The following is a 24,158-nucleotide window of genomic DNA, read 5'->3' as shown; positions in this document are numbered from 1 at the left end:
TCACGGCCGGTCGCCGGTCCTCAGTCGTCGAGACCGAGCGCGAACGCCTGCTCGAGGTCGACGTTCGAGTAGGCGCGGAACGCGATGAACGTCTCGGTGCGCACCACGCCGGCGACCTTGCTGATGCGGTCGGCGATGACGTCGGCGAGCTGGTCGTGCTCCTGCACCCGGACCATCGCGACGAGGTCCGCCTTGCCCGTGACCGAGTAGACCTCGCTGACGCCCTTGAGGTCCGCGACCTCGGACGCGACCTCGGGGATGCGGGCGGGGTCGGTGTCGATCAGGACGATGGCGGTGAGCATGGTTCCTCCGGGACGGGTCGTCGTCAGGCGACCACTCTACGCACGGCAGCGGCGAGGTCGACGTGCGACCGCGCCGAGCGGACCGGGCACGTCCACGCGCCGGTGACGTCGACGATCCGCACGCCCGGCTGCTCGAGCCACGCGAGCACGATCTCGGCCTCGTGCGGGTGACAGGCGGGCGCGGGCGGGACGGGAGCGGCGACGGTCTCCGCCGTCGCGACGAGCGCGTGCACGAGCGGCCACGGGTCCTCCCCGGCCGGGCTCACCCCGGTCGCCGCGAGACGAGCGTGGCGGACGACGACGACCTCCCACCCTCCGTCGTCCGTCGCCCGCGCAGCGACGAGCTCGGGGCACGCGGTGAGGGGTGCGAGACGCTGGGCCCTCGCTGCGCCCGCGAGGAACGCGCGCAGCCGGTGCGTGAGCTCGCCCGCCTGCTCGAACCGCTCCTCGCGCGCGAGCGCGGCGATCCGCCGCCCGAGCTCGGCGACGACCGGTGACGGGTCGCCCTCGAACGCGCCGCGCACCGCGTCGGCGACCGCGGCGTAGCCGGTGTCGCGAGCAGGCGCCGTGCAGGGCGCCGAGCACCGGCCCATCTCCGCGAGGACGCAGGCCACCGAACCCGGTGACGCCACGACGGGGAGCCTGCGCGTGCACTGCCGCAGCAGGAACGCGTCGTGCAGCGCGTCGACGGCCGCCTGCGCCTGCTGCTTGGACGAGAACGGGCCGATGTGCGCCGCCCGCTCCCGGACGTCCCGGACGATGGACAGCCGCGGGTACGCCTCGTCCGTGAGCCGGATCCACGTCATGCGCTCGGGGTGGCGAGAGCGCCGGTTGTACCGCGGGGAGTGCTCGGCGATGAGCCGCAGCTCGCGCACCTGCGCCTCGAGCGGCGTCGCGCACACGACGGGGGTGACCGCGTGCGCGATGCGGACCATCTCCGTGATCCGCCCGCGCTTCTCCGAGCGGGTGAAGTACGACTTCACCCGCCGGCGGATCGAGGTCGACGTGCCGACGTACAGGACCTCGTCGCCCGGCCCCCGGAACAGGTAGACGCCCGGCGCGTCCGGCAGGCCGTCCGCGAGGTGCCGCTTGCGCCGCACGTCCTGCGGCACGGGGTCGGTCGCCCCGGCGAGGTCCTCGAGGTGCGTCACACCGAGCGGTCCGAGCCGGGCGAGCAACGCGTGGAGCACGTCCACCGTGGCGCGTGCGTCGGCGAGCGCGCGGTGCTCGGGCGTGACCGTCGCGCGGAAGAGCGCCGCGAGGGTCGCAAGCTTGTGGTTCGGCGCCTCGTCGCGCGTGACGACGCGGCGCGCGAGCGTCACCGTGTCGAGCACCTGGTTGCCCGGCCACTCGTACCCGGCCGCCCGGCACGCCGCCTTGAGGAACGACACGTCGAACGGCGCGTTGTGCGCGACGAGCACGGCGCCGCGCGCGAACTCGAGGAAGCTGGGCAGGACCGCCTCGATGGGCGGCGCCGTCGCGACCATCGCGGACGTGATGCCCGTGAGGCGGGCGACGAAGGCGGGGACGGGGACACCCGGGTCGACGAGGGTCTGGAGCTCGCCGAGGACCTCGCCGCCACGCACCTTGACCGCGCCGATCTCCGTGATGCCGGCCCCGGCGGGCGACCCGCCCGTGGTCTCGAGGTCGACGACGACGAACGTCACCTCGCTCAGGGGCGTGCCCACGTCGTCGAGCGTGGGCTGGACCGGCGTCCCCGCGGGCGTCGCGTCGCGTCCCGAGGGATACGGGGCGAGGACGGGACCGTTCGGCATGGCGGGGACGCTATCCGCGCCCACCCACACGCAGCGGCCCGGTCCGGGACGCCCGACGGCCCGCCCGGTGGTCGTCCATCGGGCGGGCCGTCGTGACGGGGATGCGCCGGTGTCGGCGAGACCTCCCCGCGCGGGCGTCAGCGCACCGGGGCCGCGCCGTCCGCGTAGAGCGCGTCGACGTCCCCGGCGAAGTCCTTGAGCACCTCAGAGCGCTTCACCTTGAGCGAGGGGGTGAGATACCCGTTCTCGACGGTGAAGTCGGTGGTCAGCACGCTGAACTTGCGGATCGACTCCGCGCGCGAGACGGCCTGGTTGGCGCGCGTCACCGCGGCGTCTAGCGCCGCGAGGACGTCGGGGTCCGTCGCCGCCTCCTCGATCGTCAGCTCGCCCTTGCCGTGCATGCTCGCCCAGCCGGGCAGACCCTCCGCGTCGAGCGTGACGAGCGCGCCGATGAACGGCTTCTGGTCGCCGACCACGACGCACTGGCTCACGAGCGCGTGCGCGCGGATGCGGTCCTCGAGCACGGCGGGCGCGACGTTCTTGCCGCCCGCGGTGACGATGATCTCCTTCTTGCGGCCGGTGATCCGCAGGAAGCCGTCGTCGTCGAGCGACCCGAGGTCGCCCGTGCGGAACCAGCCGTCGACGAACGCGTCGGCCGTCGCCTGCTCGTTGCCGTGGTAGCCGCGGAACACGTGGTGACCCTTGAGCAGGATCTCGCCGTCCTCGGCGATGCGGGCCGCACAGCCGGGCAGCTGCGTGCCGACCGTGCCGATGCGGGTGTTCGTCGGTCGGTTGACCGAGGTGGGCGCCGTCGTCTCCGTGAGCCCGTAGCCCTCGAGGATGCGGACGCCGATGCCACGGTAGAAGTGGCCCAGGCGCTCGCCCAGCGGGGCGCCCCCGGACACGGCGTACTTGGCGCGGCCACCGAGCGCGTGGCGCAGCTTCTTGAAGACGAGCGCGTCGGCGACCTTGTGCTGCAGGCGCAGCCCGATGCCGGGACCGGACGCGTCGTCGAGCGCTCGCGAGTAGGCGATCGCCGTGGCGGCCGCCCAGTGGAAGATCTTCAGCTTGCCGCCCGCGGCCGCCTTCTGCTCGGACGAGTTGTAGACCTTCTCGAACACGCGCGGGACGGACAGGATGTAGGTGGGCTTGAACGTGCCCAGATCCTCGAGGAGCGTCTTGGTGTCGGGCGTGTGGCCGAGGACGGTCCCGCCCGCGACGACGAGGACGCCGATGAAGCGCGCGAACACGTGCGCGAGCGGCATGAAGAGCAGCGTTCGCCCGCCCGGCTCGCCGAAGACCTCGGGCACGGCCTTCACGGCGTTGACCGTGAGGGAGTAGAAGTTCTCGTGCGTCAGCTCGGCGCCCTTCGGGCGGCCCGTCGTGCCGGACGTGTAGATGATCGTCGCGACGTCCTCGAGGTTCGCCAGCCCGCGACGGCGCACGATCTCCGCGTCGTCGACGTCCGCGCCGTCGGCCGTGAGCGTCGCGATCGCACCGGAGTCGATCACGAGCACGTCGCGGAGCGAGGGCGCCTGGTCGCGCACCTCGGCGACGGTCGCCGCGTGGGACTCGGCCTCGACGACGAGCAGCCGCACGTCGGAGTCGGAGAGGATCCACTGCACCTGCTCGGCGCTCGAGGTCTCGTAGAGCGGGACGGGCACCGCCCCCGCGGCCCACGTGGCCCAGTCGAGGAGCGTCCACTCGTAGCGGGTGCGCGACATGATGCCCACGTGGTCCCCGGGCTGGACGCCGCGCGCGACGAGACCCTTCGCGACCGCGACCACCTCGGCCTCGAACGCCTGCGCGCTGAGCCCCTCCCATGCCCCTCCCGGCCCGGTCCGGCGCTCGACCATCGGTGCCGACGGGTCGGCGGCGACACGGCTCGCGAGGAGGTCGTTGAGGTTCTTCGACGGATCGACTTCGACGATCCGTGGGGCGCTGATCTCGTCCATGCTGGCTCCAGTGGCAGTAGTCGACGGTGGGAGAACCCTACCCAGTGACGGCGCGTGCCGCGGACGTCCCGGAGTCGGTAGGCTTCAGCTGCTGTGCGCTGCTTGCGCAACGTTTCGCGCGGGCGCGGAGTTCCGGTGGTCGAGCGGCGTCCGCGAGGTCGGCAGCACCCGCAGCCGACCTTCAGCCAGCGCTACCGAACGAGTGAGGACGGGACATGCACGCCATCGGTGTGGACATCGGCGGGACGAAGATCGCGGCCGGGGTCGTCGACGAGAAGGGCGAGATCCTCGCCCAGACGCGCCGCGACACCGAGCCCGACGACGTCGCGAGCATCGACCGCGCCATCGCCGACGTGTACGCCGAGCTCACCGCCCAGCACCAGGTGGGTGCCATGGGCCTCGCCGCCGCCGGGTTCGTGAGCCCCGACCGCACCTCGGTCCTCTTCGCACCCAACATCGCGTGGCGCGAGTACCCGCTGGAGCGGAACGTGCGCGAGCTCATCGGCGACGCGGACGTCCCCATCGTCGTCGAGAACGACGCGAACGCGGCCGGCTGGGCGGAGTTCCAGTTCGGCGTCGGCCGCGACGCGACGGACATGCTCATGCTCACGGTGGGCACGGGGCTCGGCGGGGCGATCGTCGTCGACCGCGGCCTCGTGCGTGGCAAGTGGGGCGTCGCGGCGGAGGTCGGCCACATGCGGGTCGTGCCCGGCGGGCACTACTGCGGGTGCGGCCACGAGGGGTGCTGGGAGCAGTACGCCTCGGGGACGGCTCTCGTGCGGGACGGTCAGAACGCGCTCATCGCCCAGCCCGACCGGGCGACGCGCCTGCTGGAGATCTGCGGCGGCGACGCCGACAAGCTCACCGGCCCCCACATCACCCAGGCGGCGCAGGAGGGCGACGACCTCGCGGTCGAGCTCCTCGCGAACCTCGGCCGCTGGATCGGCGAGGGCGCGGCGTCCGTGACGGCGCTGCTCGACCCCGAGCTCATCGTCATCGGCGGCGGCGTCGGCGCGGCCGGCGGCCTCCTGCTGCAGCCCGTGCGCCGTGCGTTCGCCGACCAGCTCTCGGCGCGCGGCCACCGGCCTGAGGCGAAGATCGAGCTCGCCGAGCACGGCAACGAGGCGGGCATCGTCGGCGCGGCGGACCTCGCCCGCCGCTGACGCCGGCCCGCCTCGCACCACCGCGTCCCGCGACGTGCGCCGGGCGCTGTCAGACGACGGCGCCCGGCCCCGAGTCGTCGTCGTCCCTGCGGTGCGGCATGCGCCACAGGAGGACCGCGAGCCCCGCGAGGAACGCCCCGGCACCGACCTGGGCGACGACCACCGGGTACGGGCGCGCGACGACGAGCACCACCAGCAGCAGGACGGGGACGGCCACGACGACCGCCCACGCCATGGTGAGCAGCGGGTCTCGGCCGAGCACGAGCGGCGGGTCCGGCGGGACGAAGTGGCTCTCCGCCTCCTCGAGGTCCTCGACCTCGGGCGTGGTCGGCCAGTCGCGCGGTCCCGGGCCGCGCACCCACGGCGCGACCGGCACGGAGCCGAGCACGTCGCGCGGATCTCGCCGTGCGTCCCCGGCCGCGCCCGACGTCGGCAGCTCGTCCTCGTCGTCGAGGTCCGTCAGGTCGGCGAGCTCGGCCACGATGCCCGCCCACTGCGCGTCGACGTCGAGCGCGGGCTCGCGAGGCTCGTCGGCCGGCTGCTCGCCGGGCCCGGCGGGGTGCTCCGGCCCTGCGGCGCCCTCTGCGGGCGTGGGGTCGGGGACGTCGTCGGGCTGGGGAGAGTCCGGCTGGGCATTCGGTGCGGCCATGGCATTCACTCTAGAGTCGGTTGCACGTCCCGCGCCGGGACCCCGCGAGGAGGAACGTTGTTCTACTGGTTCATGAAGCAGGTGATGGTCGGCCCGCTGCTGCGGCTGCTCTACCGTCCCTGGACACGGGGCGTGGAGAACGTGCCGGAGAGCGGCGGCGCGATCCTCGCGGGGAACCACCTGGCCGTGATCGACTCGTTCATCCTGCCTCTCGTCCTCGGGCGCAAGGTCCAGTTCCTCGGCAAGTCCGACTACTTCACGGGCACGGGCGTCAAGGGGCGGCTCACCGCGGGCTTCATGCGCGGCGTCGGCACGATCCCCGTCGACCGCACGGGCGGGAAGGCGAGCGAGGCCGCGCTGGACACCGGGCTGCGCGTGCTGCGCGAGGGCGACCTCTTCGGGATCTACCCGGAGGGGACCCGCAGCCCCGACGGTCGCCTGTACCGGGGGAAGACCGGCGTCGCACGGCTCGCGCTCGAGTCCGGCGCGCCCGTGGTCCCCGTGGCGATGGTGGGGACGAACATCGCCCAGCCGATCGGCAAGGTCATCCCGACGCCCATGCGCATCGGGATCGTCATCGGCGAGCCCCTCGACTTCTCGCGCTACCGCGGCATGGAGAACGATCGCTTCATCCTGCGCGCCGTCACCGACGAGATCATGTACGCGATCATGCGGCTGTCGGGCCAGGAGTACGTCGACATCTACGCCGCGACGGCCAAGGCCCGCCTCGCCGCCGGGCACACCGAGGGCGTCGTGCCCGCCGGCGGCGCGCCCGGCGGGCGGCCCGCTCCCGACGTCCAGGTGCCGGAACCGCCTCCGGAGCCGGGCGTCGCGTCAGTAGACTGAGCGACGGCCGGTCGCACGGCTCGCTGACGCCCCTCGCGGGCCCGAGCCCGTTCCCGTCGCCACACCCCGCCGGACCACAGGCCGTCCGGCCCACGGATCCGTCCTACGAGAGGTTCTGAGTTCACATGTCGGTTCGTCGCGTCGCCCTCCTCACCGCGGGCGGCTTCGCCCCGTGCCTGTCCTCCGCCGTCGGAGGCCTCATCGAGCGGTACACGGAGCTCGACCCCGAAATCGAGATCATCGCGTACCAGTACGGCTACCACGGCCTGCTGACGGGCACGAAGATCGTCGTGGACGAGGAGGGCCGCAAGCAGGCCGGCATCCTGCACCGCTTCGGCGGCTCGCCCATCGGCAACTCGCGCGTCAAGCTCACCAACGCGGCGGACTGCGTCAAGCGCGGCCTCGTCCAGGAGGGCCAGGACCCGCTGCAGGTCGCGGCCGAGCAGCTCAAGACCGACGGCGTCGACGTCCTGCACACCATCGGCGGGGACGACACCAACACGACGGCGGCCGACCTCGCCGCCTACCTGCACGAGAACGGCTACGAGCTCACCGTCGTGGGCCTGCCCAAGACGATCGACAACGACGTGATCCCGATCCGTCAGTCGCTCGGCGCGTGGACCGCCGCCGAGGAGGCGGCCGGCTTCGCCGCCAACGTCATCGGCGAGCACCGCTCCGGCCCGCGCATGCTCATCGTGCACGAGGTCATGGGCCGGCACTGCGGCTGGCTCACGGCGGCGTCGGCGGCCGAGTACCGCAAGTGGCTCGACGCGCAGGAGTGGGCACCGGCCCTCGGCCTGACGCGCGAGCGCTGGGACGTGCACGCGGTGTTCCTGCCCGAGCTCGCGCTCGACATCGACGCCGAGGCCGAGCGTCTCAAGGCGATCATGGACACCCAGGGCAACGTCAACATCTTCCTGTCCGAGGGCGCGGGCATGCACGAGATCGTCGCGCAGCTCGAGGCCGCGGGCGAGACCGTCCAGCGCGACCCGTTCGGCCACGTCAAGCTCGACACGGTCAACCCGGGCCAGTGGTTCGCCAAGCAGTTCGCCGAGAAGCTGGGCGCCGAGAAGGTCATGGTCCAGAAGTCCGGCTACTTCTCGCGCGCCGCTGCCGCGAACGCCGAGGACCTGCGCCTCATCAAGTCCATGACCGACCTCGCGGTCGAGTGCGCGCTGCGGGGCGAGTCCGGCGTCATCGGCCACGACGAGGAGCAGGGCGACCGCCTGCGCGCGATCGAGTTCCCGCGCATCGCGGGAGGCAAGGCGTTCGACGTGACGCAGCAGTGGTTCGGCGAGCTCCTCGAGGGCATCGGCCAGCCGCTCCTCGCCGCCGCGCCCTCGGCGCACTGACCCGGAGCGCGGGATGACCACCACGAGCGAGCCGGAGACCGACGCCGGGCTCGACCACTTCCGCTCCCTCGTCGCGCTCCAGCAGCCGACGTGGCCGGACGCCGCGGCGCTCGCCGACGTCCGGGAGCGGCTCGCGGCCTCCGCGCCGCTCGTGGTGCCCGCCGCGGCCGACACGCTGCGCTCCCGCCTGGCCGCGGCCGGGCGGGGCGAGGCGTTCCTCCTGCAGGGCGGCGACTGCGCCGAGACGTTCGCCGAGGCGAACGCCGACCGGATCCGCAACAAGATCCGCACCATCCTGCAGATGGCCGTCATCCTCACGCACGGCGCGAGCATGCCCGTCGTGAAGATGGGCCGCATGGCCGGCCAGTACGCCAAGCCGCGCAGCTCCGACGCCGAGACCCGCGACGGCGTGACGCTGCCCGCCTACCGCGGCGACATGATCAACGGCCACGCGTTCACGCCCGAGGCCCGCATCCCCGACCCGGAGCGGCTCGTCCAGGCGTACCAGATCTCGTCGGCCACGTGGAACGTCGTGCGGGCCTTCACGACGGGCGGGTTCGCCGACCTGCGCCAGGTGCACGAGTGGAACCGCGGCTTCATGCGCAACCCCGCGTACGCGCGGTACGAGCAGACCGCGTCGGAGATCGACCGGTCGATCCGGTTCATGGACGCGTGCGGTGCCGACTTCGACGCCCTGCGCACGGTCGAGTTCTTCGTGAGCCACGAGGCGCTCGTGCTCGACTACGAGCGCGCGCTCACCCGTCTCGACTCGCGCACGGGCGACGCCTACGACACCTCGGCCCACTTCCTGTGGATCGGGGAGCGCACGCGCCAGCTCGACGGCGCCCACGTCGACTACCTGTCGCGCGTCGCCAACCCCATCGGCGTCAAGCTCGGCCCCACGACGTCCCCCGACGACGCGCTCGCCCTCGCGCGCCGGCTCAACCCCGACGACGTCCCCGGGCGCCTGACGTTCATCACGCGCATGGGCGCCGCGAACGTCCGTGCGGCCCTGCCGCCGATCGTCGAGGGCGTCGCGCGCGCCGGCGTGCCCGTCACGTGGGTCACGGACCCCATGCACGGGAACACCATCACGTCGGACAGCGGCTACAAGACGCGTCGGTTCGACGACGTGCTCGACGAGGTGCGCGGGTTCTTCGAGGTGCACCGCGCCGCGGGGACCATCCCGGGCGGCCTGCACGTCGAGCTCACCGGCGACGACGTCACCGAGGTGCTCGGCGGCAGCGAGGAGATCGACGACGCGGGGCTCGCGCTGCGGTACGAGACGCTCGTCGACCCGCGGCTCAACCACCAGCAGTCGCTGGAGATGGCGTTCCAGGTCGCGGAGATGCTGCGCCGCTGATCCCGGCCCCGCCGAGGAAGAGCCCCGGTCGTGCGGTGCTTCGACGTCAGAAGACGTTGATGACGATCGTCGAGCCCTTGGGGGCCGTGCGGCCGTCGCCACCCGGGGGGTCCTGGGCGTAGACGATGTTGAGCGGGCTGATGCCCTGGGGGTGCCGGACCTCGACCGTGAAGCCCGCGTCGGTGAGGGCCTTCTCGGCCGCCTTGGCGTTCGTGCCGTAGGTGTCCGGCACCTCGACGAGCGGCGGGCCGAGGGAGGCGACGACGTTCACCGTGTCGGTGCGGACCGCGTCGGTGCCCTGCTCCGGGTCCTGGCGGATCACGACGCCCGCCGCGACGGTCTCGGAGTACTCCTCGGTGACGGCCGGGACGAGGCCCTGCTCCTCGAGGGCCGCGACGGCGGCGTCCTTGTCGGAGCCCGTGACCTGGGGTACGACGACGGGCGCCGGTCCCGCGGACACGGTGAGCACCAGCGGGACGTCGTGGCGGACGGACGCGCCCTCCTCGACCGGGTTGCCGTCCGCGTCGGTGACGGCCATGACCTGACCGGTCGGCACCTCGTCGTCGTTCTGCGTGACCGGCTCGCCGAGCGTGAGGTCGGCGCCCTCGATCGCGGCGCTGGCGTCCGCCTGCGTCGCCCCGACGAGGCCGGTCGGCACGGTGAGCATCCGCACGCCCTTCGACACGACGAGCCGTACGCTCCCGTCCTTGCGCACCGGTTCGCCCGACGGCGGGTCGGTCTCCACGACGGCGCCCGCCTCCACGCTGTCGTCGTAGCGCTCCTCGATCGTGTGACCGAGCTCGGCGCCGTCGAGGACCGAGACGGCCTCGGTGCTCGACGCGCCGACGAGACCGTCGGGGACGGACGTGTAGGCGCCCGGTCCGGAGGAGAACCACCACGCGGCACCGGCGCCCAGGCCGCCGAGGACCAGCAGCACGACGAGGGTCCACACGACGGCGCGGCCGCGGCGGCCACGCCCCGCCCGCTCGGACCCCGAGGGCGGCGGCGGGGGGCCGGTCAGCGTCGTCGGGGTGACCACGTGGCCGACGGCGAGCGGTTCCGTGAGGCCCGCCGCCTCGCGGTCCTGCAGGCTCAGTGCGGCGAGAGCGGCCGTCGGCGCCGACCCTGGGTCGGACGTCGGGCCGACGGCCTCGGCACGGGCCGACGCGGCTGCGGCGACGGCGCCGGTGACCGGCCGGTCGACGCGGCGGTCGAGGTCCGCCGGGTCGAGCGCCGCACGCACGGACCGGACGAGCGCGAGCGCGGCGCCGGCGTCGGCCGGTCGGTCCGCGGGGTCGCGCGCGGCGAGCGCGCACAGCAGGTCGTCGACCTCGGGCGGGATCCACGGTGCGACGTCGGACGGCGGCGGGACGTCGGTGTTGACGTGCTGGAACGCGACCTGGATCGGCGTCGTGCCCGTGTGCGGAACGCTGCCGAGCAGCATCTCGTACGCCAGGATCCCGACGGCGTACACGTCCGTGCGGGCGTCGCACGCGCCGGTCGCGATGAGCTCGGGGGACAGGTAGGCGACGGTCCCGAGGATGGTGCCGGTCGTCGTCGCGGTGACCTCGTTGACGGCGCGTGCGAGCCCGAAGTCGGTGACCTTGAGCCTGCCCTCGGTGTCGAGCAGGACGTTCTCCGGCTTGATGTCGCGGTGGACGAGCCCGGCACGGTGCGCGGCGGCGAGGGCGTCGAGGACCTCGGCGAGCACGTCGAGCGTGCGGCCGAGCGTCAGGGGGGCGTCGTCGAGCAGCGTGCGGCGCAGGTTCGTCCCCGGGACGTACTCCATCGTCAGGTAGCTCGTGTCGCCGTCGAGACCCTGGTCGTACACCGCGACGAGCCCGGGGTGGGTGAGGCGGGCCGCCGCACGGGCCTCACGGCGGAACCGCGACACGAAGTCCGCGCCCGACGCGCCCTCGGCGAGGTGGGCGTGCATGATCTTCAGCGCGACGTCGCGCTCGAGCCGACGGTCGACGGCCAGGTACACCGTCGCCATGCCGCCCCGGGCGATGCGCGACACGACCTCGTACCGCCCGTCGACCAGGCGGCCTACGAGGGGATCGGTCGTCACGGTGGCCACGGGGAAAGTCTAGGCGGCGACGTGTCGCGAACCTGTGAGCGCGGCGGCTACGGCGTGGGTGTCGTGTGCAGGCACACCGTAGGCTTGTCCGGTGACCGACCCTGACGTGACCCCGGCAGCCCCCGTCCGCACCGAGCTCGACGCCCTCGTGGGCGAGTGGCTGACCCTCCCGGACGTCGCGGAGGCGCTCGGCACCGACGTCGGCAAGGTACGCCGGATCGTCCAGGAGCGCCGCCTCGTCGGCGTGAAGCGCGGCGAGCGCACGACGTTCCAGGTGCCGGCCCGCTTCCTCGTCCCCTTCCACCTCATCGAGCCGGCCAACGCGGGCACGCCCGACGCGAACGGGCGCCTCGGGGTGCTCGCGAGCCTGCAGGGCACCATCGTCGTGCTCACCGACGCGGGCTTCGACGACGCGGAGATCATCGAGTGGCTCTTCCGTCCGGAGGACGAGCTCGGCGAGGCACCGATCGACGCGCTCCTCGCGGGGCACAAGGCGCGCGTGCGGCGCGTCGCCCAGTCGCTCTTCTGAGAGTCCCTCAGGCGGTGCGCTCGACAGCGGCCCGGGCGAGCAGGGCGAGCATCGACGACCCGGGCTCCACGAGGCCGGCCGCGTCGAGCGCCGCCGACGCGCGCGTGGTGAGCTCGTCGATGAGTGCCTCCACGGCATCGCGCGCCCCGGTAGCCACCAGCACCTCGCGCAGCTCCTCGACCGTGGCCGCGTCGAGGCGCGGGTCGCCGAGGTGCGTGAGCAGCAGCTCGCGCTGCGTGGGTGTGGCGGCGGCCAGGGCGCGGACCACGAGGACCGTGCGCTTGCCCTCGCGCAGGTCGTCGCCCGCGGGCTTTCCGGTGACCGACGTGTCGCCGAAGACGCCGAGCACGTCGTCGCGCAGCTGGAACGCCTCGCCGACCGGAAGACCGAACGCGCTCGTGGCCGCGACCGCCGCGTCGTCGGCGCCGGCGAGGGCCGCGCCGAGCGCGATCGGGTGCTCCACGCTGTAGCGCGCCGACTTCGACCGGATCACGGCGCGGGCCCTCTCCTCGTCCGCGACGGGGTCGGTGCCCCACGGAAGCACCTGGGCGTGCACGTCGAGGTACTGGCCGACGGTCACCTCGGTCTGCATGCGGCCGAAGACGCGACGTGCTCGCGTCGCCACGTCCGCGGGGACGCCGTCGAGCGCCTCGCCGAGCTCGCGGTGGCTCCCGATGAGGGTGAGGTCGCCGAGCAGGATCGCCGCGTTCTCGCCGTACCGGTCGCCGTCACCGGACCAGCCCAGCTCGCGATGCCGACCGGCGAACGCGCGGTGCGCCGTCGGCCGACCGCGCCGCGTGTCCGAGGAGTCCATGACGTCGTCGTGGAAGAGCGCGGCGGCCTGGAACAGCTCGAGCGCCGCGCCCGCCCGCAGCACGACGTCACGGTGCAGGCCCGCAGGGTCGCCGCCGTGCGCGCGCCACGACCAGTAGCAGAACGCCGCTCGCAGGCGCTTGCCGCCCGCGAGCAGCTGCTCCGTGGCGACGGCAAGGGGTTCGCCGTCGGGGTGGATGGCGGCGAGCTCGTCGCGCAGCGCGTCCGTCGCCGCGCCGAGCGCGTCGTCGACACCGGCGCGCACGTCCTCGCGGTCGACGAGCGCGCGCGGCCCGTCGGCGGCACCCGTCGTCGGGTGGGACTGGCGAGGCGAGAGCGGGGACCGGGTCGGCACAGAGGCAGCCTATGCGCTCAGGCGCCGACGACCTGCCCGCTGATCGTCACGAGCCGCTCGGTCTCGTCGTCGAAGACGCCGACGGCCACGGACTCGGTCGGAGCACCCGGCGCCGTCGTGCGGACGAACGTGGTGAGGGACGTGAGCGCGCTCGGGACGCTCGTCGGGGAGACCCCGAAGCCCGCCGCCCCCAGCGACTCCGTGTAGTAGGCGGTCAGGGCGTCCACCGGCTCGTCCGAGCGCAGGTTGAGCGTGAGGAGGACGAGGGTGCCGTCCTCCGACGGGCGGGCCGAGCTCGCGAGGACCTGCGCACCGGGCGGAACCGTGACGAGCCCGGACGGGAACCCCTCGGCGAGGTCCCCGACGGCGGACGCCGCGTCGTAGTCCGGCAGCGGTGTACCGGGCGCGGGCCGGTCACGGCCGGTCGAGGCGTCCTGCGTCGCGCCGTCGTCGGCCGCCGGTGTGACAGGCACCCCGTCCGGGGTGCACGCCGTCGACGACCCGACCAGCAGCGCGACGACGGCGAGGGCGACGCCCGCGCGGCACGCGCGTGCTCGACGGGTTCGTGGGGGCACGCGCACACGGTAGTCATCCCGGCGCGCCGTGGCCACCAGCCCACGGGAACCCCTGTGGCCGCGACGCTCCACGGCCGACCACATCCGCGGCGGCCGGACCCTGCGATCCTGGCTCGTCCACAGGCTCCCGCCCCCGACCGCACGCGCGGGCCCGAGTCCGGCTGGGATGAGGGCATGACGACACTGATCCGGGCCCAGGGCCCGCGCGAGCTTCTCGCCTACGTCCCCTACCGACTCGGCTACCGTCCGCAGGACAGCATCGTCCTCGTCGGGCTCCGGCCCCCGCGCGGTCGCATCGGGCTCGTGGTGCGCGTCGACGTCGACGACCTGGCAGACCTGGAGCACGGGCCGCAGGTCGCGCGGTCCGTCGTCGGGCACCTCGCCGCCGACGGCGCGCGCCGCGTCGTCCTCGTGGCGTACACCGACGCACCGCTGCGCTCCGCGGCCGCCGGTACGGACGCCGCTCGCGAGCGCGCCGCCGTCGAGCACTGCCGCGAGGCCGTCGAGGCGGTGCACGGGCCCGTCGACACGTGGGTCGTGTCGTCGTCGGGCTGGGGCGCGCTCGACTGCGCCGAGGAGGACTGCTGCCCGTCCGACGGGCGACCTCTCAGCGAGCTCGAGTCGAGCGAGGTGGGCGCGCACATGGTTCTCGCGGGCACCGCGCTCGCCGACTCGCGTGAGGCTGCGCTCAGGATCCCGCGCGCGAGTCCCGAAGCGCGCCGTCGTGCGGCTCGCGCGGCGCGGCGTGCGCGGGAGCGGGCGGGCGCGGCCGGCGCGGGTCGCGGCGGTACGCAGCCCGACGACGTCGCGTGGCGTCTGGAGAGCCTCGCCGCCTGGCGCGAGGCGGTCACCCTGGTGGCCCGGCGAGAGTCCGGGAGGCAGGTCGCGCACGTCCCCGAGCTGCCCGCGAGCACGATCGGGCGCATCGAGGCGGGCCTGGACAGCATCCCGGTGCGCGACGCGGTGCTCGTCTCGTTCGTCCCCGGGACCGCAGACCTCGCCGACCGGACCGTGCTGGGCGGAGACGTCGACGCCGGGACGGGTGCCGCGATCGCGGCGATCGTGGACCCCGCCGTGGGCGTGGTGCCCGACCCGCGGCTGACGGATCCGGCGCGCGTGGTCCTCGAGGCCGTGGTGGCCCACGCCGCGCGGGGGCGGGCCGCGCCGGCGCTCACCCTGCTGGCGCTCCTGGCCTGGTGGCAGGGCGACGGCGGACGAGCCGGCGAGCGGCTCGCCGACGCACTCGCCCTGGACCCCGGCTACCGCCTCGCGCTGCTGCTCTCGAGCGCGCTCGACGCTGGCGTCCCACCCGGTTGGGTCCGCGCGGACGCGTGAGCCGGGCGGCCGGGGTTCGGGTAGGTTCGACGGCAACACGACGTGCGGCCACGGTGGCCCGCTGCAGCCGACCGCACCTACGAGCCGTACCCGGAGGACACATGACCGTCGTCGTCGCGCACCTGAGCACCCCCGAGGGCCGCGAGGCGCTGGACAGCGCCGCTGCCGTGGCGGCCCGGCGTGGCACCGAGCTCGTGGTCGTCGTGGGCGATACCCCGGGTGCGACCCCGGAGCACGTCACGAGCCGCGAGGACGACCTCCGCCGCGTCGAGGCGCTGCTCGAGGGCACCGGTGCGACGCTGCGTCGCGAGACCGGCACCTCCGACCTCGCCGAGGACCTCGTCACCGCGGCCGAGCGCGCGTCCGCCGACCTCATCGTCATCGGTCTGCGACGCCGCAGCCCGGTCGGCAAGCTGATCCTCGGTTCGAACGCCCAGCGGATCCTGCTCGACGCGCCGTGCCCGGTGCTCGCCGTCAAGCCCGAGCGGCCGGCCGGTACCTGAGCGACGTCGCGACCGCGGCCCGGACGAGGGGCGGACCGTCCGGGGGGAATCTTCCTGGGCGGCCGTCCGTTGTACGACGCAGGACCCGGTGCCGAGCGCCGAGAGACGCGGTGAGACGTCATCCCACGGTGGGACGACGGGGGATCACCGGGTGTCGCGACGTCCGGTGCACGGATCGCCGGTACAATATAGGTGTCCGCCAGAGCCGCACGACTCGCCGTGAGAGTCCACGAGAAGCCCGCACTTCACGGTTCGTGTCCCCGCTCCGGCGGCCCTACCGCCCCCCATGATTGCCGAAAGGTCGGTTTGTGGCGCCCTCATCCCAGATTCCCGCACTCCCGCGAGAGTTCGAGCACCCCGCTCTGCAGGACCTCCTGCGGCGTGGCAGCGCGAACGGTCGCGTCGACGCCGAGAGCTTCCGCACCGCGTGCGAGCAGGCGGCGGTCAACGACGCCAAGCGGCTGAAGGCGGTGTTCCGCGCGCTCGCGGGGGCTGGCGTCGAGGTCGACATCCCGACCGCGACGACGGTCGCGGCCGCGGCCTCCGGGCGCAGCACGACCACCGCTCGCGCGAGCCAGCCGAAGCCCGCCACGAAGGCTCCCGTGAAGCGCACCACGGCGGCGAAGCCCGCTGCCGACGACAGCACGGAGACGTCCGAGGCGGCCGCGCCGGCGCGTACCCCTGCGAAGCGCGCAACGACGACCACGAAGGCCGCGCCCAAGGGCAAGGCGACCGCCGCCCGCGCGAAGAAGGCCGCGGATGACGACGAGGCCGAGGTCGACGTCGAGGACCTCGAGATCGAGATCACCGACGACGAGGAGACCGCACCCGTCGCCGTCGCGAAGGGCGGTGCCCCCGCCGCAGCGGCCGAGGAGGCCGAGGAGACCGGCTTCGTCGTGTCGGACGCGGACGAGGACGACGCCCCGGTGCAGCAGGTCGTCACCGCGGGCGCGACCGCGGATCCGGTGAAGGACTACCTCAAGCAGATCGGCAAGGTCGCGCTGCTGAACGCGGAGCAGGAGGTCGAGCTCGCGAAGCGGATCGAGGCCGGTCTGTTCGCGGAGGAGAAGCTCGCGGCCGAGGGCGAGGACATCGACCGCAAGCTCAAGCGTGAGCTGCAGTGGATCGCGCACGACGGCAAGCGCGCGAAGAACCACCTGCTCGAGGCGAACCTGCGTCTGGTGGTGTCGCTGGCCAAGCGGTACACGGGCCGCGGCATGCTGTTCCTGGACCTCATCCAGGAGGGCAACCTCGGTCTGATCCGTGCGGTCGAGAAGTTCGACTACACCAAGGGCTACAAGTTCTCGACGTACGCGACGTGGTGGATCCGGCAGGCGATCACCCGTGCGATGGCGGACCAGGCGCGCACGATCCGTATCCCGGTGCACATGGTCGAGGTCATCAACAAGCTCGCCCGCGTGCAGCGCCAGATGCTCCAGGACCTGGGCCGCGAGCCCACCCCGGAGGAGCTCGCCAAGGAGCTCGACATGACCCCCGAGAAGGTCGTCGAGGTCCAGAAGTACGGCCGCGAGCCCATCTCCCTGCACACGCCTCTCGGCGAGGACGGCGACTCCGAGTTCGGTGACCTCATCGAGGACTCCGAGGCCATCGTCCCGGCCGACGCCGTGAGCTTCACGCTCCTGCAGGAGCAGCTCCACCAGGTGCTCGACACCCTCAGCGAGCGCGAGGCAGGCGTCGTGTCCATGCGATTCGGCCTGTCCGACGGACAGCCGAAGACGCTCGACGAGATCGGCAAGGTCTACGGCGTGACGCGCGAGCGCATCCGCCAGATCGAGTCGAAGACCATGTCGAAGCTGCGCCACCCGTCGCGCTCCCAGGTGCTGCGCGACTACCTGGACTGACAGGACGCGGGCCCGCGGCCCACGCACGACGAAGGCCCGGAGGATCTCCTCCGGGCCTTCGTGCGTGTGCGCGTGCGTTCGGGGACGGCAGGTCAGCGCACCGCGGATCCTGCACCGTGCTCGGCGAGCAGACGGTCCGTCTCGTCCTGGATGGAGGTGGCGACGCCGGTGAAGGCCTCGGCGTGCGCACGGGCGTGGTGGCCGCAGAACAGCAGCTCGCCGCTCGGCAGGACCACGCGGACGTACGCCTGGGCCCCGCAGCGGTCGCAGCGGTCGGCCGCGGTCAGCGGTTGGGTGGTGGTCGTCGTAGCTGTCACCCGTCCATGTAATCATCCCCGGGCCGGTACAGGGTGCTCGGAGGGCCCCGGTTCGCTACCCGCGTAGCGGTCGCACCCGCACGGCGAGCCGCCGTCCGCCGCTGCTGCGGCATGGGAGCCGGGAGGTGTGGGCGGGCTCGTCTAGGCTGTGCGCCGTGACGACCACCTCCGCCGGCTCCAGCTACACCGCTCGCCACCTCTCGGTGCTCGAGGGCCTCGAGGCCGTGCGCAAGCGCCCGGGCATGTACATCGGCTCGACCGACTCGCGCGGACTCATGCACTGCATGTGGGAGATCATCGACAACTCCGTCGACGAGGCGCTCGCGGGCAACTGCACGCACATCCGGGTCGTGCTGCACGCCGACTCGTCGGTCACGGTCGAGGACGACGGCCGCGGGATCCCCGTGGACATCGAGCCGAAGACGGGCCTGACGGGCGTCGAGGTCGTCTTCACGAAGCTGCACGCGGGCGGCAAGTTCGGCGGCGGCTCGTACACGGCCTCGGGCGGCCTGCACGGCGTCGGCGCGTCCGTGGTCAACGCCCTCTCCGCGCGCCTCGACGTCGAGGTGGACCGCGGCGGCAAGACGTACCGCATGACCTTCCACCGCGGCGAGCCCGGCGTCTTCTCCGACCCGCGGACCGGCCCGACGCCCGACGCCCCCTTCGAGCCGTTCGTCTCCGGGTCGGAGCTCGCGATCGTGGGCCGCGCGAAGCGCGGGGTCACCGGGACGCGCGTGCGGTACTGGGCGGACCGCCAGATCTTCCCCAAGAACGCCGTCTTCTCCTACGACGAGCTCGTCACGCGCGTGCGCCAGACGACGTTCCTCGTCCCCGGGCTCGAGATCACCGTGCGCGACGAGCGCGGGCTGCCCGGCACGCCGGGGGAGGAGGGCCCGCACGAGGAGACGTTCGTCCACACCGGCGGGTCCGTCGACTTCGTCGACTTCCTCGCGCCCGACGCACCTGTCACCGCGACGTGGCACCTCACCGGGACCGGCTCGTTCACCGAGACCGTCCCCGTGCTCGACGACCGCGGTCACATGACGCCGCAGGCGGTCCAGCGCGACTGCGAGGTCGACGTCGCGCTGCGCTGGGGCGGCGGCTACGAGACCGAGGTCCGCAGCTTCGTCAACATCATCGCGACGCCCAAGGGCGGCTCCCACCTCGGCGGGTTCGAGCAGGGGCTGCTCAAGGTCGTGCGCAAGGCGGTCGAGACGAACGCCCGCCGCCTCAAGGTCTCGACCAAGGACGCCTCGGAGCGCATCGAGAAGGACGACGTCCTGGCCGGCCTCACCGCGGTCGTGACCGTCCGCCTCGCCGAGCCGCAGTTCGAGGGCCAGACCAAGGAGGTCCTCGGGACGGCGCCGGTGCGCGCGATCGTCTCGCGCGTCGTCGAGAAGGAGCTCAACGCGATCCTCACGTCGACCAAGCGCGACGAGAAGACGCAGGCCGCCATCCTGCTCGACAAGGTCGTCGCCGAGATGCGCGCGCGCATCACGGCACGCAAGCAGAAGGAGATCTCGCGGCGCAAGAACGCGCTCGAGACGTCGTCCCTGCCCGCCAAGCTGGTGGACTGCCGCAGCGACGACGTCGAGCGCAGCGAGCTGTTCATCGTCGAGGGCGACAGCGCGCTCGGCACCGCGCGCCTCGCGCGCAGCTCGGACTTCCAGGCGCTCCTGCCGATCCGCGGCAAGATCCTCAACGTCCAGAAGGCGTCCGTGAGCGACATGCTCCGCAACGCGGAGTGCACGGCGATCATCCAGGTGCTCGGTGCGGGGTCCGGTCGCTCGTTCGACCTCGAGGCCGCGCGCTACGGCAAGATCGTGCTCATGACGGACGCCGACGTCGACGGCGCCCACATCCGCACCCTGCTGCTCACGCTCTTCTACCGGTACATGAAGCCGCTCGTCGAGGCGGGTCGCGTGTTCGCCGCCGTGCCGCCGCTGCACCGCATCGAGGTGATCGGCTCGGGCCGGCGCAAGAACGAGTACATCTACACGTACTCCGAGGCCGAGCTCGCCGCGACCCTCAAGAAGCTCGACAAGGCCGGACGCCGCTACAAGGACGACATCCAGCGGTACAAGGGCCTCGGGGAGATGGACGCCGACCAGCTCGCCGAGACGACGATGGACCCGCGCCACCGGACGTTGCGCCGCGTCACCGCCGAGCACGCCGAGGCCGCCGAGCGTGTCTTCGAGCTCCTCATGGGCAGCGACGTCGCACCGCGCAAGGACTTCATCGTCGCCGGAGCCTCGGAGCTCGACCACGCCCGCATCGACGTCTGACGGTGCCTGCCGCGCAGGGTGAGCCCGCGGCGCGCGTCCCGGACGTCGCCCGCAGCCTCCGGCGGACGGTCCTGGTCGTCGCGGCGCTGAACCTCGCGTACTTCGCCGTCGAGGTCTCCGTCGCGCTCGCGGCGGGCTCGGTGTCCCTGCTCGCCGACAGCGTGGACTTCCTCGAGGACACGGCGATCAACCTGCTCGTCGCCGTCGCGCTGGGCTTCCCCCTTGCGCGCCGCGCCCTCCTGGGCAAGGCGATGGCCGTGGTGATCCTCGTCCCCGCGCTCTTCGCCGCCGGGCAGGCCGTGCAGCGCTTCGACGATCCGACGGCGCCCGAGGTCGTCCCCGTCGTCCTCGCCTCCCTCGGCGCGATCGTCGTGAACGGCGTCAGCGCATGGCTCCTCGTGCGGGTGCGGCACCACGGCGGCTCGCTCGGGAGCGCCGCCTTCCTCTCGGCCCGGAACGACGTCCTCGTGAACGTCGCGGTCGTCGCGATGGCGGTGCTCACCGCCTGGACCGGGTCGGGCTGGCCGGACCTCGTCCTCGGCTGCGGGATCATCCTGCTCGCCGTCCACTCCGCCTACGAGGTGTGGGAGGTCAGCGAGGACGAGCGGCTGGCCGCCAAGGCCGTCGCGGGGGAGAAGGTCGGCTGACTGTGCGTCGTCCGACTGGCGGTCGGCCCGGCGTGCCCGGCCGCGCGTTCCGTAGGCTGATCTCGTGACCCTCCGAACGCTCCGCGGGACCTCCGCGCGCCCGCTCACCGCACTGACCGCCGTCCTGCTCGCCGCAGGCCTCCTGGCCGGGTGCTCGTCCACCGACGAGCCTGCGGCCGACGCGGCGCCCTCCACCTCGGAGTCGAGCGCCGGCGAGGAGACGAGCGCTCCGGCCGACGACGCGACCGACGAGCCCTCGGACGGCGAGTCCGGCGACGCCGAGGAGGCGCCCGAGCTCTCCTACGAGGGGAAGGACGGGAGCACCGCGCTCGCCCTCCTGCTCGAGGCCGACCCGTCTGCCGCCGTCACCGGAGAGGGCGAGAACGCGTTCGTCACGAGCATCGACGGCGTCGCCGCCAACCCGGACAACCAGTTCTGGGCGCTCTACGTCAACGGCGAGGCCGCTAGCGTAGGTGCAGGTTCGCTCGAGACGAAGAACGGGGACGAGATCACGTGGAAGCTCGAGACCTACTGACCCGCTGGTGGCGCCCGGCGCTCGTCGTGGCGCTCGCGGCGTTCGCCGTCGTGTGGCGCCTGGTCCGGGAGGACCTGGGTGCACCGGCGAACCTCGAGCTCGTCACCGCGGCCACGTTCGCGGCGACCATACTGCTGCGCTCGCGGTGGGCCTTCGTCGTGCCGCTCGCCGTGACGGTCGTGTCCGACGTCGTGCTGGGCAACACCGCGATCGCGCTGTTCACCTGGAGCGCCTGGCTCGTGGTCGGGCTCGGCTCACTCCTCGCGAGGAACACGACGGGTTGGCGCCGCGTCGGTGCGGGCGCTGTGTTCGGCGTGGCCGGGTCGCTGTGGTTCTTCGCGTGGACGAACTTCGGCGTCTGGCTCCAGGGCCGCGGCACCTGGTACCAGGCGGGTGTCGACGGGCTCGTCGCGAGCTATGTCGCGGGTCTGCCCTTCCTGCGCACCATGCTGCTCGGCAACCTCGTCCTCGTGCCGCTCGTCGCCGCGGGCACGCTGCTCGTCGACCGGCTCGAGGCCTCGCACGGCCTGGTCGCGGTGTCGGCCCGTCCCGCCTGACCGTCTCCGCGGCCGACACCCGGCCGGCCGCGATCGGCTGCTCGACGGGCCCGCGTAGGGTCGAGAGCGTGCAGACCGGCATCCAGATCACCGCGGAGCGCGGCGACATCACGCGCGTCGCGACGGACGTCGTCGTCAACGCGGCGAACTCGACGCTGCTCGGCGGCGGCGGTGTCGACGGCGCGATCCACGCGGCCGCCGGACCGCGTCTCCTCGAGGCGTGCCGGCGGCTGCGGCGCACCACGCACCCCGACGGTCTGGCCGTCGGCGACGCCGTGGCCACGGACGCGTTCGACCTGCCGGCGCGGTGGGTCGTCCACACGGTAGGGCCGAACTGGCACCGTGGGCAGCGGGACCCGGCGCTGCTCGCGTCGTGCTTCACGCGCTCGCTCGACGTCGCCGCGGGCCTGGGCGCGCGGTCCGTCGCCTTCCCCGCGGTGAGTGCCGGGGTCTACGGGTGGGAGCCCGCCACGGTCGCGCGGGTCGCCGTCGACGCCGTCCACGGATGGAGCCCGGCGTCGCCGAGCGACGTGGACGAGGTGCGTTTCGTGCTGTTCAGCGAGGCCCTCACCGAGGAGTTCCGGGCGGCGCTCTTGAGCGCGGGCTCCTGACCCGAGGCGACGCGCGGTAGCGTGGCGGGGTGCCACCGGGCCGCCAGGCGGGTGGTGCGACGTCGGCCCCGTCGCGGGCCCAGCTACAGGCACGAGGAGTCACACCCATGGCGCGACACCGGATCTTCGGGACGAGCTTCGCGAGCATCTACCCGCTCTACGTGACCAAGGTCGAGCGCAAGGAGCGCACGAAGGACGAGCTGGACCAGGTCATCGGCTGGCTCACCGGCTACGACGAGGCCGGTCTGGCGAAGGCCGTCGCGGACGGGATCGATCTCGAGACGTTCTTCGAGCAGGCTCCCGCGATGAACCCGAACGCCTCGCTCATCACCGGCGTGATCTGCGGCTACCGGGTCGAGGACATCGAGGACCCGCTCATGCAGAAGATCCGCTACCTCGACAAGCTCGTCGACGAGCTCGCGCGCGGCAAGAAGCTGACGTCGATCCTGCGCGGGGAGACGGCCCCGGCGTCGTAGCGGCGATCGCCCGTCACCCGAGCTGCTGGGCGATCCCGACGATGACGCCGCTCGGACCGCGCAGGTAGCAGAGCCGGTAGGCGTCCTCGTACCGGACGATCTCGCCGAGCAGCTCGCCGCCGTGCGGTCGCAGGCGCTCGACCGTGTCGTCGACGTCGTCGACCGCGAACATGACGCGGTGCATGCCGAGCACGTTCGGCGGTGCGGTGCCCAGGCCGAGGTCGAGCGGCGTCGGCGCGTCGTACCGGGTGAGCTCGAGCCGGCCGGCGCCGTCGGGCACGCGCATCATCGCGATCTCCGACCGCAGGCCGTCGAGCCCGACGACGCGTTCCGCCCAGCGTCCCTCGATCGTCGCCCGGCCCTCGAGCTCCATCCCGAGCTCGGTGAAGAACGCGATCGCCGCGTCGAGGTCGTCGACGACGACGGCGACGTTGTCGAGCCGTCGGACGGTCATGCGGTGCCTCCTCGGCGTCACGGTGCGGAGTCGTTCCAGGGTCACGCGTCGTGGTCGACGCCGCGCCCCGGCTCGCTCATGTCGCCCGTCCGGGGCGTGCCGTCGGCGAGGCCGTAGCGCAGGAGCACGGTGCCCGCCGGGCTGGTCGCGGGCGGCTCCAGGAGGGTGAGGTTCGTGGGGACCGCGCCGCCGTCGAACACGGTCTTGCCGGTGCCGAGCACGATGGGGTGCACCCACAGGTCGAGGCGGTCGAAGAGCTTCTCGTGCAGCAGCGTCTGCACCAGGTCGAGGCTGCCGACGACCTTGACGTGCTCGTGCCGGTCGCGGATCTCGCGCACCGCGGCCGGGAGGTCGGGACCGAGCAGCGTCGACCCGGCCCACGGCAGGTCGGGCGTGCCGCGCGACGCGACGTACTTGGGGATGCGGTTGAACAGGGCGGCGAAGTCGTCGTCCTGCCCGCCTTCCTGGTACGGCCAGTACGACGCGAAGATGTCGTACGTGCGCCGCCCGAGCAGGAGCGCGTCCGCGCCGTCGTACGCCGCGCCGATCTGTTGCCCGGCGACCTCGTCGATCAGCGGCGCCTGCCAGCCGCCGAACGCGAACCCGTTCTCCGGGTCCTCCTCCGGCCCGCCGGGCGCCTGCCCGACGAGGTCGAGGGTCGTGAACAGCTCGATCTCGATGAGTCCCATTGTCGTCTCCAGGTCGGCTCGCCGTCTCGGTGCAGGGGTAGACCGCGGGGCGCCACGGAAGTCATCGAGCAGGGCGGAGCGAGCAACCGCGCGGCCGGACGGTGGCGACGTGGCGCACCCCACAACTCCC

The 24,158-nt window shown here is 73.2% G+C and carries 24 protein-coding genes; 14 read left to right on the top strand and 10 right to left on the bottom strand.

Translation table 11 applies throughout. The annotated features are described in order from the left end of the window. Positions 1 to 20: 20 nt before the first annotated feature. The 3 genes from ACMXGY_RS12550 to ACMXGY_RS12540 form a co-directional block, all read right to left on the bottom strand. Positions 21 to 302 (bottom strand): Lrp/AsnC family transcriptional regulator, encoded by a 282-nt coding sequence (locus ACMXGY_RS12550; RefSeq protein WP_251151469.1) that lies wholly within the window; start codon positions 300 to 302, stop codon positions 21 to 23. Between the two features lie 23 nt (positions 303 to 325). Beyond that, the gene (locus tag ACMXGY_RS12545; protein ID WP_483773326.1) at positions 326 to 2,077 is read right to left on the bottom strand and encodes a DEDD exonuclease domain-containing protein; all 1,752 of its coding nucleotides are present in this window, start codon (positions 2,075 to 2,077) and stop codon (positions 326 to 328) included. A gap of 137 nt (positions 2,078 to 2,214) precedes the next feature. Further along, a complete protein-coding gene (locus tag ACMXGY_RS12540; RefSeq protein WP_483773325.1) occupies positions 2,215 to 4,032 on the bottom strand; it encodes an AMP-dependent synthetase/ligase in 1,818 nt (605 codons plus the stop codon). Between the two features lie 215 nt (positions 4,033 to 4,247). Here ACMXGY_RS12540 and ACMXGY_RS12535 point away from each other — a divergent pair, with 215 nt between their 5' ends. Further along, complete coding sequence (locus ACMXGY_RS12535) at positions 4,248 to 5,195, top strand: ROK family glucokinase (RefSeq protein WP_483773324.1); 948 nt, start codon at positions 4,248 to 4,250, stop codon at positions 5,193 to 5,195. Between the two features lie 49 nt (positions 5,196 to 5,244). Here the strand turns inward: ACMXGY_RS12535 and ACMXGY_RS12530 are convergent, their stop codons facing one another. Beyond that, positions 5,245 to 5,844: a hypothetical protein gene (locus ACMXGY_RS12530; protein ID WP_483773323.1), complete on the bottom strand. Its 600-nt coding sequence runs from the start codon at positions 5,842 to 5,844 to the stop codon at positions 5,245 to 5,247. Positions 5,845 to 5,901: 57 nt separating this feature from the next. On the opposite strand from ACMXGY_RS12530, the gene ACMXGY_RS12525 reads away from it, so the two are divergent. The 3 genes from ACMXGY_RS12525 to ACMXGY_RS12515 all read left to right on the top strand — a co-directional run bounded on the left by ACMXGY_RS12525 (position 5,902) and on the right by ACMXGY_RS12515 (position 9,405). Then, on the top strand, positions 5,902 to 6,690 hold the full coding sequence (locus tag ACMXGY_RS12525; protein WP_483773322.1) for a lysophospholipid acyltransferase family protein: 789 nt from the start codon (positions 5,902 to 5,904) through the stop codon (positions 6,688 to 6,690). Between the two features lie 125 nt (positions 6,691 to 6,815). Beyond that, positions 6,816 to 8,042 carry a pyrophosphate--fructose-6-phosphate 1-phosphotransferase gene (locus tag ACMXGY_RS12520; protein ID WP_483773321.1) on the top strand — a complete coding sequence of 409 codons (1,227 nt, stop codon included), beginning with the start codon at positions 6,816 to 6,818 and terminating at the stop codon, positions 8,040 to 8,042. A gap of 13 nt (positions 8,043 to 8,055) precedes the next feature. Beyond that, positions 8,056 to 9,405: a class II 3-deoxy-7-phosphoheptulonate synthase gene (locus ACMXGY_RS12515; RefSeq protein ID WP_483773320.1), complete on the top strand. Its 1,350-nt coding sequence runs from the start codon at positions 8,056 to 8,058 to the stop codon at positions 9,403 to 9,405. Positions 9,406 to 9,451: 46 nt separating this feature from the next. On the opposite strand, the gene pknB is transcribed toward ACMXGY_RS12515, so the two are convergent. Beyond that, the gene (gene pknB / locus ACMXGY_RS12510; RefSeq protein ID WP_483773319.1) at positions 9,452 to 11,485 is read right to left on the bottom strand and encodes a Stk1 family PASTA domain-containing Ser/Thr kinase; all 2,034 of its coding nucleotides are present in this window, start codon (positions 11,483 to 11,485) and stop codon (positions 9,452 to 9,454) included. Between the two features lie 91 nt (positions 11,486 to 11,576). On the opposite strand from pknB, the gene ACMXGY_RS12505 reads away from it, so the two are divergent. Continuing rightward, positions 11,577 to 12,014: an Rv2175c family DNA-binding protein gene (locus ACMXGY_RS12505; protein WP_483773318.1), complete on the top strand. Its 438-nt coding sequence runs from the start codon at positions 11,577 to 11,579 to the stop codon at positions 12,012 to 12,014. Between the two features lie 7 nt (positions 12,015 to 12,021). Here ACMXGY_RS12505 and ACMXGY_RS12500 read toward each other — a convergent pair whose 3' ends face one another. Together ACMXGY_RS12500 and ACMXGY_RS12495 are read right to left on the bottom strand one after the other, a co-directional pair. Next, a complete protein-coding gene (locus ACMXGY_RS12500) occupies positions 12,022 to 13,182 on the bottom strand; it encodes a polyprenyl synthetase family protein (RefSeq protein ID WP_483773317.1) in 1,161 nt (386 codons plus the stop codon). A 17-nt stretch (positions 13,183 to 13,199) separates the two neighbouring features. Continuing rightward, positions 13,200 to 13,757, bottom strand: coding sequence for a hypothetical protein (locus tag ACMXGY_RS12495; protein WP_483773316.1), 558 nt, complete (start codon positions 13,755 to 13,757; stop codon positions 13,200 to 13,202). 174 nt (positions 13,758 to 13,931) lie between these two features. On the opposite strand from ACMXGY_RS12495, the gene ACMXGY_RS12490 reads away from it, so the two are divergent. The 3 genes from ACMXGY_RS12490 (at position 13,932) to ACMXGY_RS12480 (ending at position 17,457) form a co-directional block, all read left to right on the top strand. Then, positions 13,932 to 15,092, top strand: a complete 1,161-nt coding sequence (locus ACMXGY_RS12490) for a DUF4192 domain-containing protein (RefSeq protein WP_483773315.1) — start codon at positions 13,932 to 13,934, stop codon at positions 15,090 to 15,092. 101 nt (positions 15,093 to 15,193) lie between these two features. Further along, positions 15,194 to 15,595, top strand: coding sequence for a universal stress protein (locus ACMXGY_RS12485; protein WP_483773314.1), 402 nt, complete (start codon positions 15,194 to 15,196; stop codon positions 15,593 to 15,595). Positions 15,596 to 15,903: 308 nt separating this feature from the next. Further along, positions 15,904 to 17,457, top strand: coding sequence for an RNA polymerase sigma factor (locus tag ACMXGY_RS12480; protein WP_483773313.1), 1,554 nt, complete (start codon positions 15,904 to 15,906; stop codon positions 17,455 to 17,457). Between the two features lie 92 nt (positions 17,458 to 17,549). Here the strand turns inward: ACMXGY_RS12480 and ACMXGY_RS12475 are convergent, their stop codons facing one another. Next, positions 17,550 to 17,774, bottom strand: coding sequence for a DUF7455 domain-containing protein (locus ACMXGY_RS12475; RefSeq protein ID WP_483773312.1), 225 nt, complete (start codon positions 17,772 to 17,774; stop codon positions 17,550 to 17,552). Between the two features lie 155 nt (positions 17,775 to 17,929). On the opposite strand from ACMXGY_RS12475, the gene ACMXGY_RS12470 reads away from it, so the two are divergent. The 6 genes from ACMXGY_RS12470 (at position 17,930) to ACMXGY_RS12445 (ending at position 22,885) form a co-directional block, all read left to right on the top strand. Then, positions 17,930 to 20,059, top strand: a complete 2,130-nt coding sequence (locus ACMXGY_RS12470; protein WP_483773311.1) for a DNA gyrase/topoisomerase IV subunit B — start codon at positions 17,930 to 17,932, stop codon at positions 20,057 to 20,059. A 2-nt stretch (positions 20,060 to 20,061) separates the two neighbouring features. Next, positions 20,062 to 20,706: a cation efflux transmembrane domain-containing protein gene (locus ACMXGY_RS12465; RefSeq protein ID WP_483773310.1), complete on the top strand. Its 645-nt coding sequence runs from the start codon at positions 20,062 to 20,064 to the stop codon at positions 20,704 to 20,706. Between the two features lie 64 nt (positions 20,707 to 20,770). Next, positions 20,771 to 21,241, top strand: a complete 471-nt coding sequence (locus ACMXGY_RS12460) for a DUF4430 domain-containing protein (RefSeq protein ID WP_483773309.1) — start codon at positions 20,771 to 20,773, stop codon at positions 21,239 to 21,241. Then, complete coding sequence (locus ACMXGY_RS12455) at positions 21,220 to 21,798, top strand: DUF6580 family putative transport protein (RefSeq protein WP_483773308.1); 579 nt, start codon at positions 21,220 to 21,222, stop codon at positions 21,796 to 21,798. The genes ACMXGY_RS12460 and ACMXGY_RS12455 overlap by 22 nt, the downstream gene beginning before the upstream one ends. Positions 21,799 to 21,878: 80 nt before the next feature. Then, positions 21,879 to 22,409 (top strand): O-acetyl-ADP-ribose deacetylase, encoded by a 531-nt coding sequence (locus tag ACMXGY_RS12450; protein ID WP_483776860.1) that lies wholly within the window; start codon positions 21,879 to 21,881, stop codon positions 22,407 to 22,409. A 107-nt stretch (positions 22,410 to 22,516) separates the two neighbouring features. Continuing rightward, positions 22,517 to 22,885, top strand: coding sequence for a DUF2200 domain-containing protein (locus ACMXGY_RS12445; RefSeq protein WP_483773307.1), 369 nt, complete (start codon positions 22,517 to 22,519; stop codon positions 22,883 to 22,885). Between the two features lie 13 nt (positions 22,886 to 22,898). Here ACMXGY_RS12445 and ACMXGY_RS12440 read toward each other — a convergent pair whose 3' ends face one another. Together ACMXGY_RS12440 and ACMXGY_RS12435 are read right to left on the bottom strand one after the other, a co-directional pair. Beyond that, complete coding sequence (locus ACMXGY_RS12440; RefSeq protein ID WP_483773306.1) at positions 22,899 to 23,339, bottom strand: VOC family protein; 441 nt, start codon at positions 23,337 to 23,339, stop codon at positions 22,899 to 22,901. A gap of 41 nt (positions 23,340 to 23,380) precedes the next feature. Continuing rightward, positions 23,381 to 24,028: a dihydrofolate reductase family protein gene (locus tag ACMXGY_RS12435; protein ID WP_483773305.1), complete on the bottom strand. Its 648-nt coding sequence runs from the start codon at positions 24,026 to 24,028 to the stop codon at positions 23,381 to 23,383. Positions 24,029 to 24,158 lie beyond the last annotated feature (130 nt).

It is taken from the genome of Cellulosimicrobium sp. G4 BAM 1002 (genome assembly GCF_057126935.1).
Note: the sequence above shows the minus strand (reverse complement) of the source record. Positions and strands in the feature narration are given on the sequence as shown.

Coding starts and splice junctions, on each gene's coding strand:
- ACMXGY_RS12550 (WP_251151469.1), bottom strand. CDS start 302: ATGCTCACCGCCATCGTCCTGATCGACACCGACCCCGCCCGCATCCCC.
- ACMXGY_RS12545 (WP_483773326.1), bottom strand. CDS start 2,077: ATGCCGAACGGTCCCGTCCTCGCCCCGTATCCCTCGGGACGCGACGCG.
- ACMXGY_RS12540 (WP_483773325.1), bottom strand. CDS start 4,032: ATGGACGAGATCAGCGCCCCACGGATCGTCGAAGTCGATCCGTCGAAG.
- ACMXGY_RS12535 (WP_483773324.1), top strand. CDS start 4,248: ATGCACGCCATCGGTGTGGACATCGGCGGGACGAAGATCGCGGCCGGG.
- ACMXGY_RS12530 (WP_483773323.1), bottom strand. CDS start 5,844: ATGGCCGCACCGAATGCCCAGCCGGACTCTCCCCAGCCCGACGACGTC.
- ACMXGY_RS12520 (WP_483773321.1), top strand. CDS start 6,816: ATGTCGGTTCGTCGCGTCGCCCTCCTCACCGCGGGCGGCTTCGCCCCG.
- ACMXGY_RS12515 (WP_483773320.1), top strand. CDS start 8,056: ATGACCACCACGAGCGAGCCGGAGACCGACGCCGGGCTCGACCACTTC.
- ACMXGY_RS12490 (WP_483773315.1), top strand. CDS start 13,932: ATGACGACACTGATCCGGGCCCAGGGCCCGCGCGAGCTTCTCGCCTAC.
- ACMXGY_RS12485 (WP_483773314.1), top strand. CDS start 15,194: ATGACCGTCGTCGTCGCGCACCTGAGCACCCCCGAGGGCCGCGAGGCG.
- ACMXGY_RS12445 (WP_483773307.1), top strand. CDS start 22,517: ATGGCGCGACACCGGATCTTCGGGACGAGCTTCGCGAGCATCTACCCG.
- ACMXGY_RS12440 (WP_483773306.1), bottom strand. CDS start 23,339: ATGACCGTCCGACGGCTCGACAACGTCGCCGTCGTCGTCGACGACCTC.
- ACMXGY_RS12435 (WP_483773305.1), bottom strand. CDS start 24,028: ATGGGACTCATCGAGATCGAGCTGTTCACGACCCTCGACCTCGTCGGG.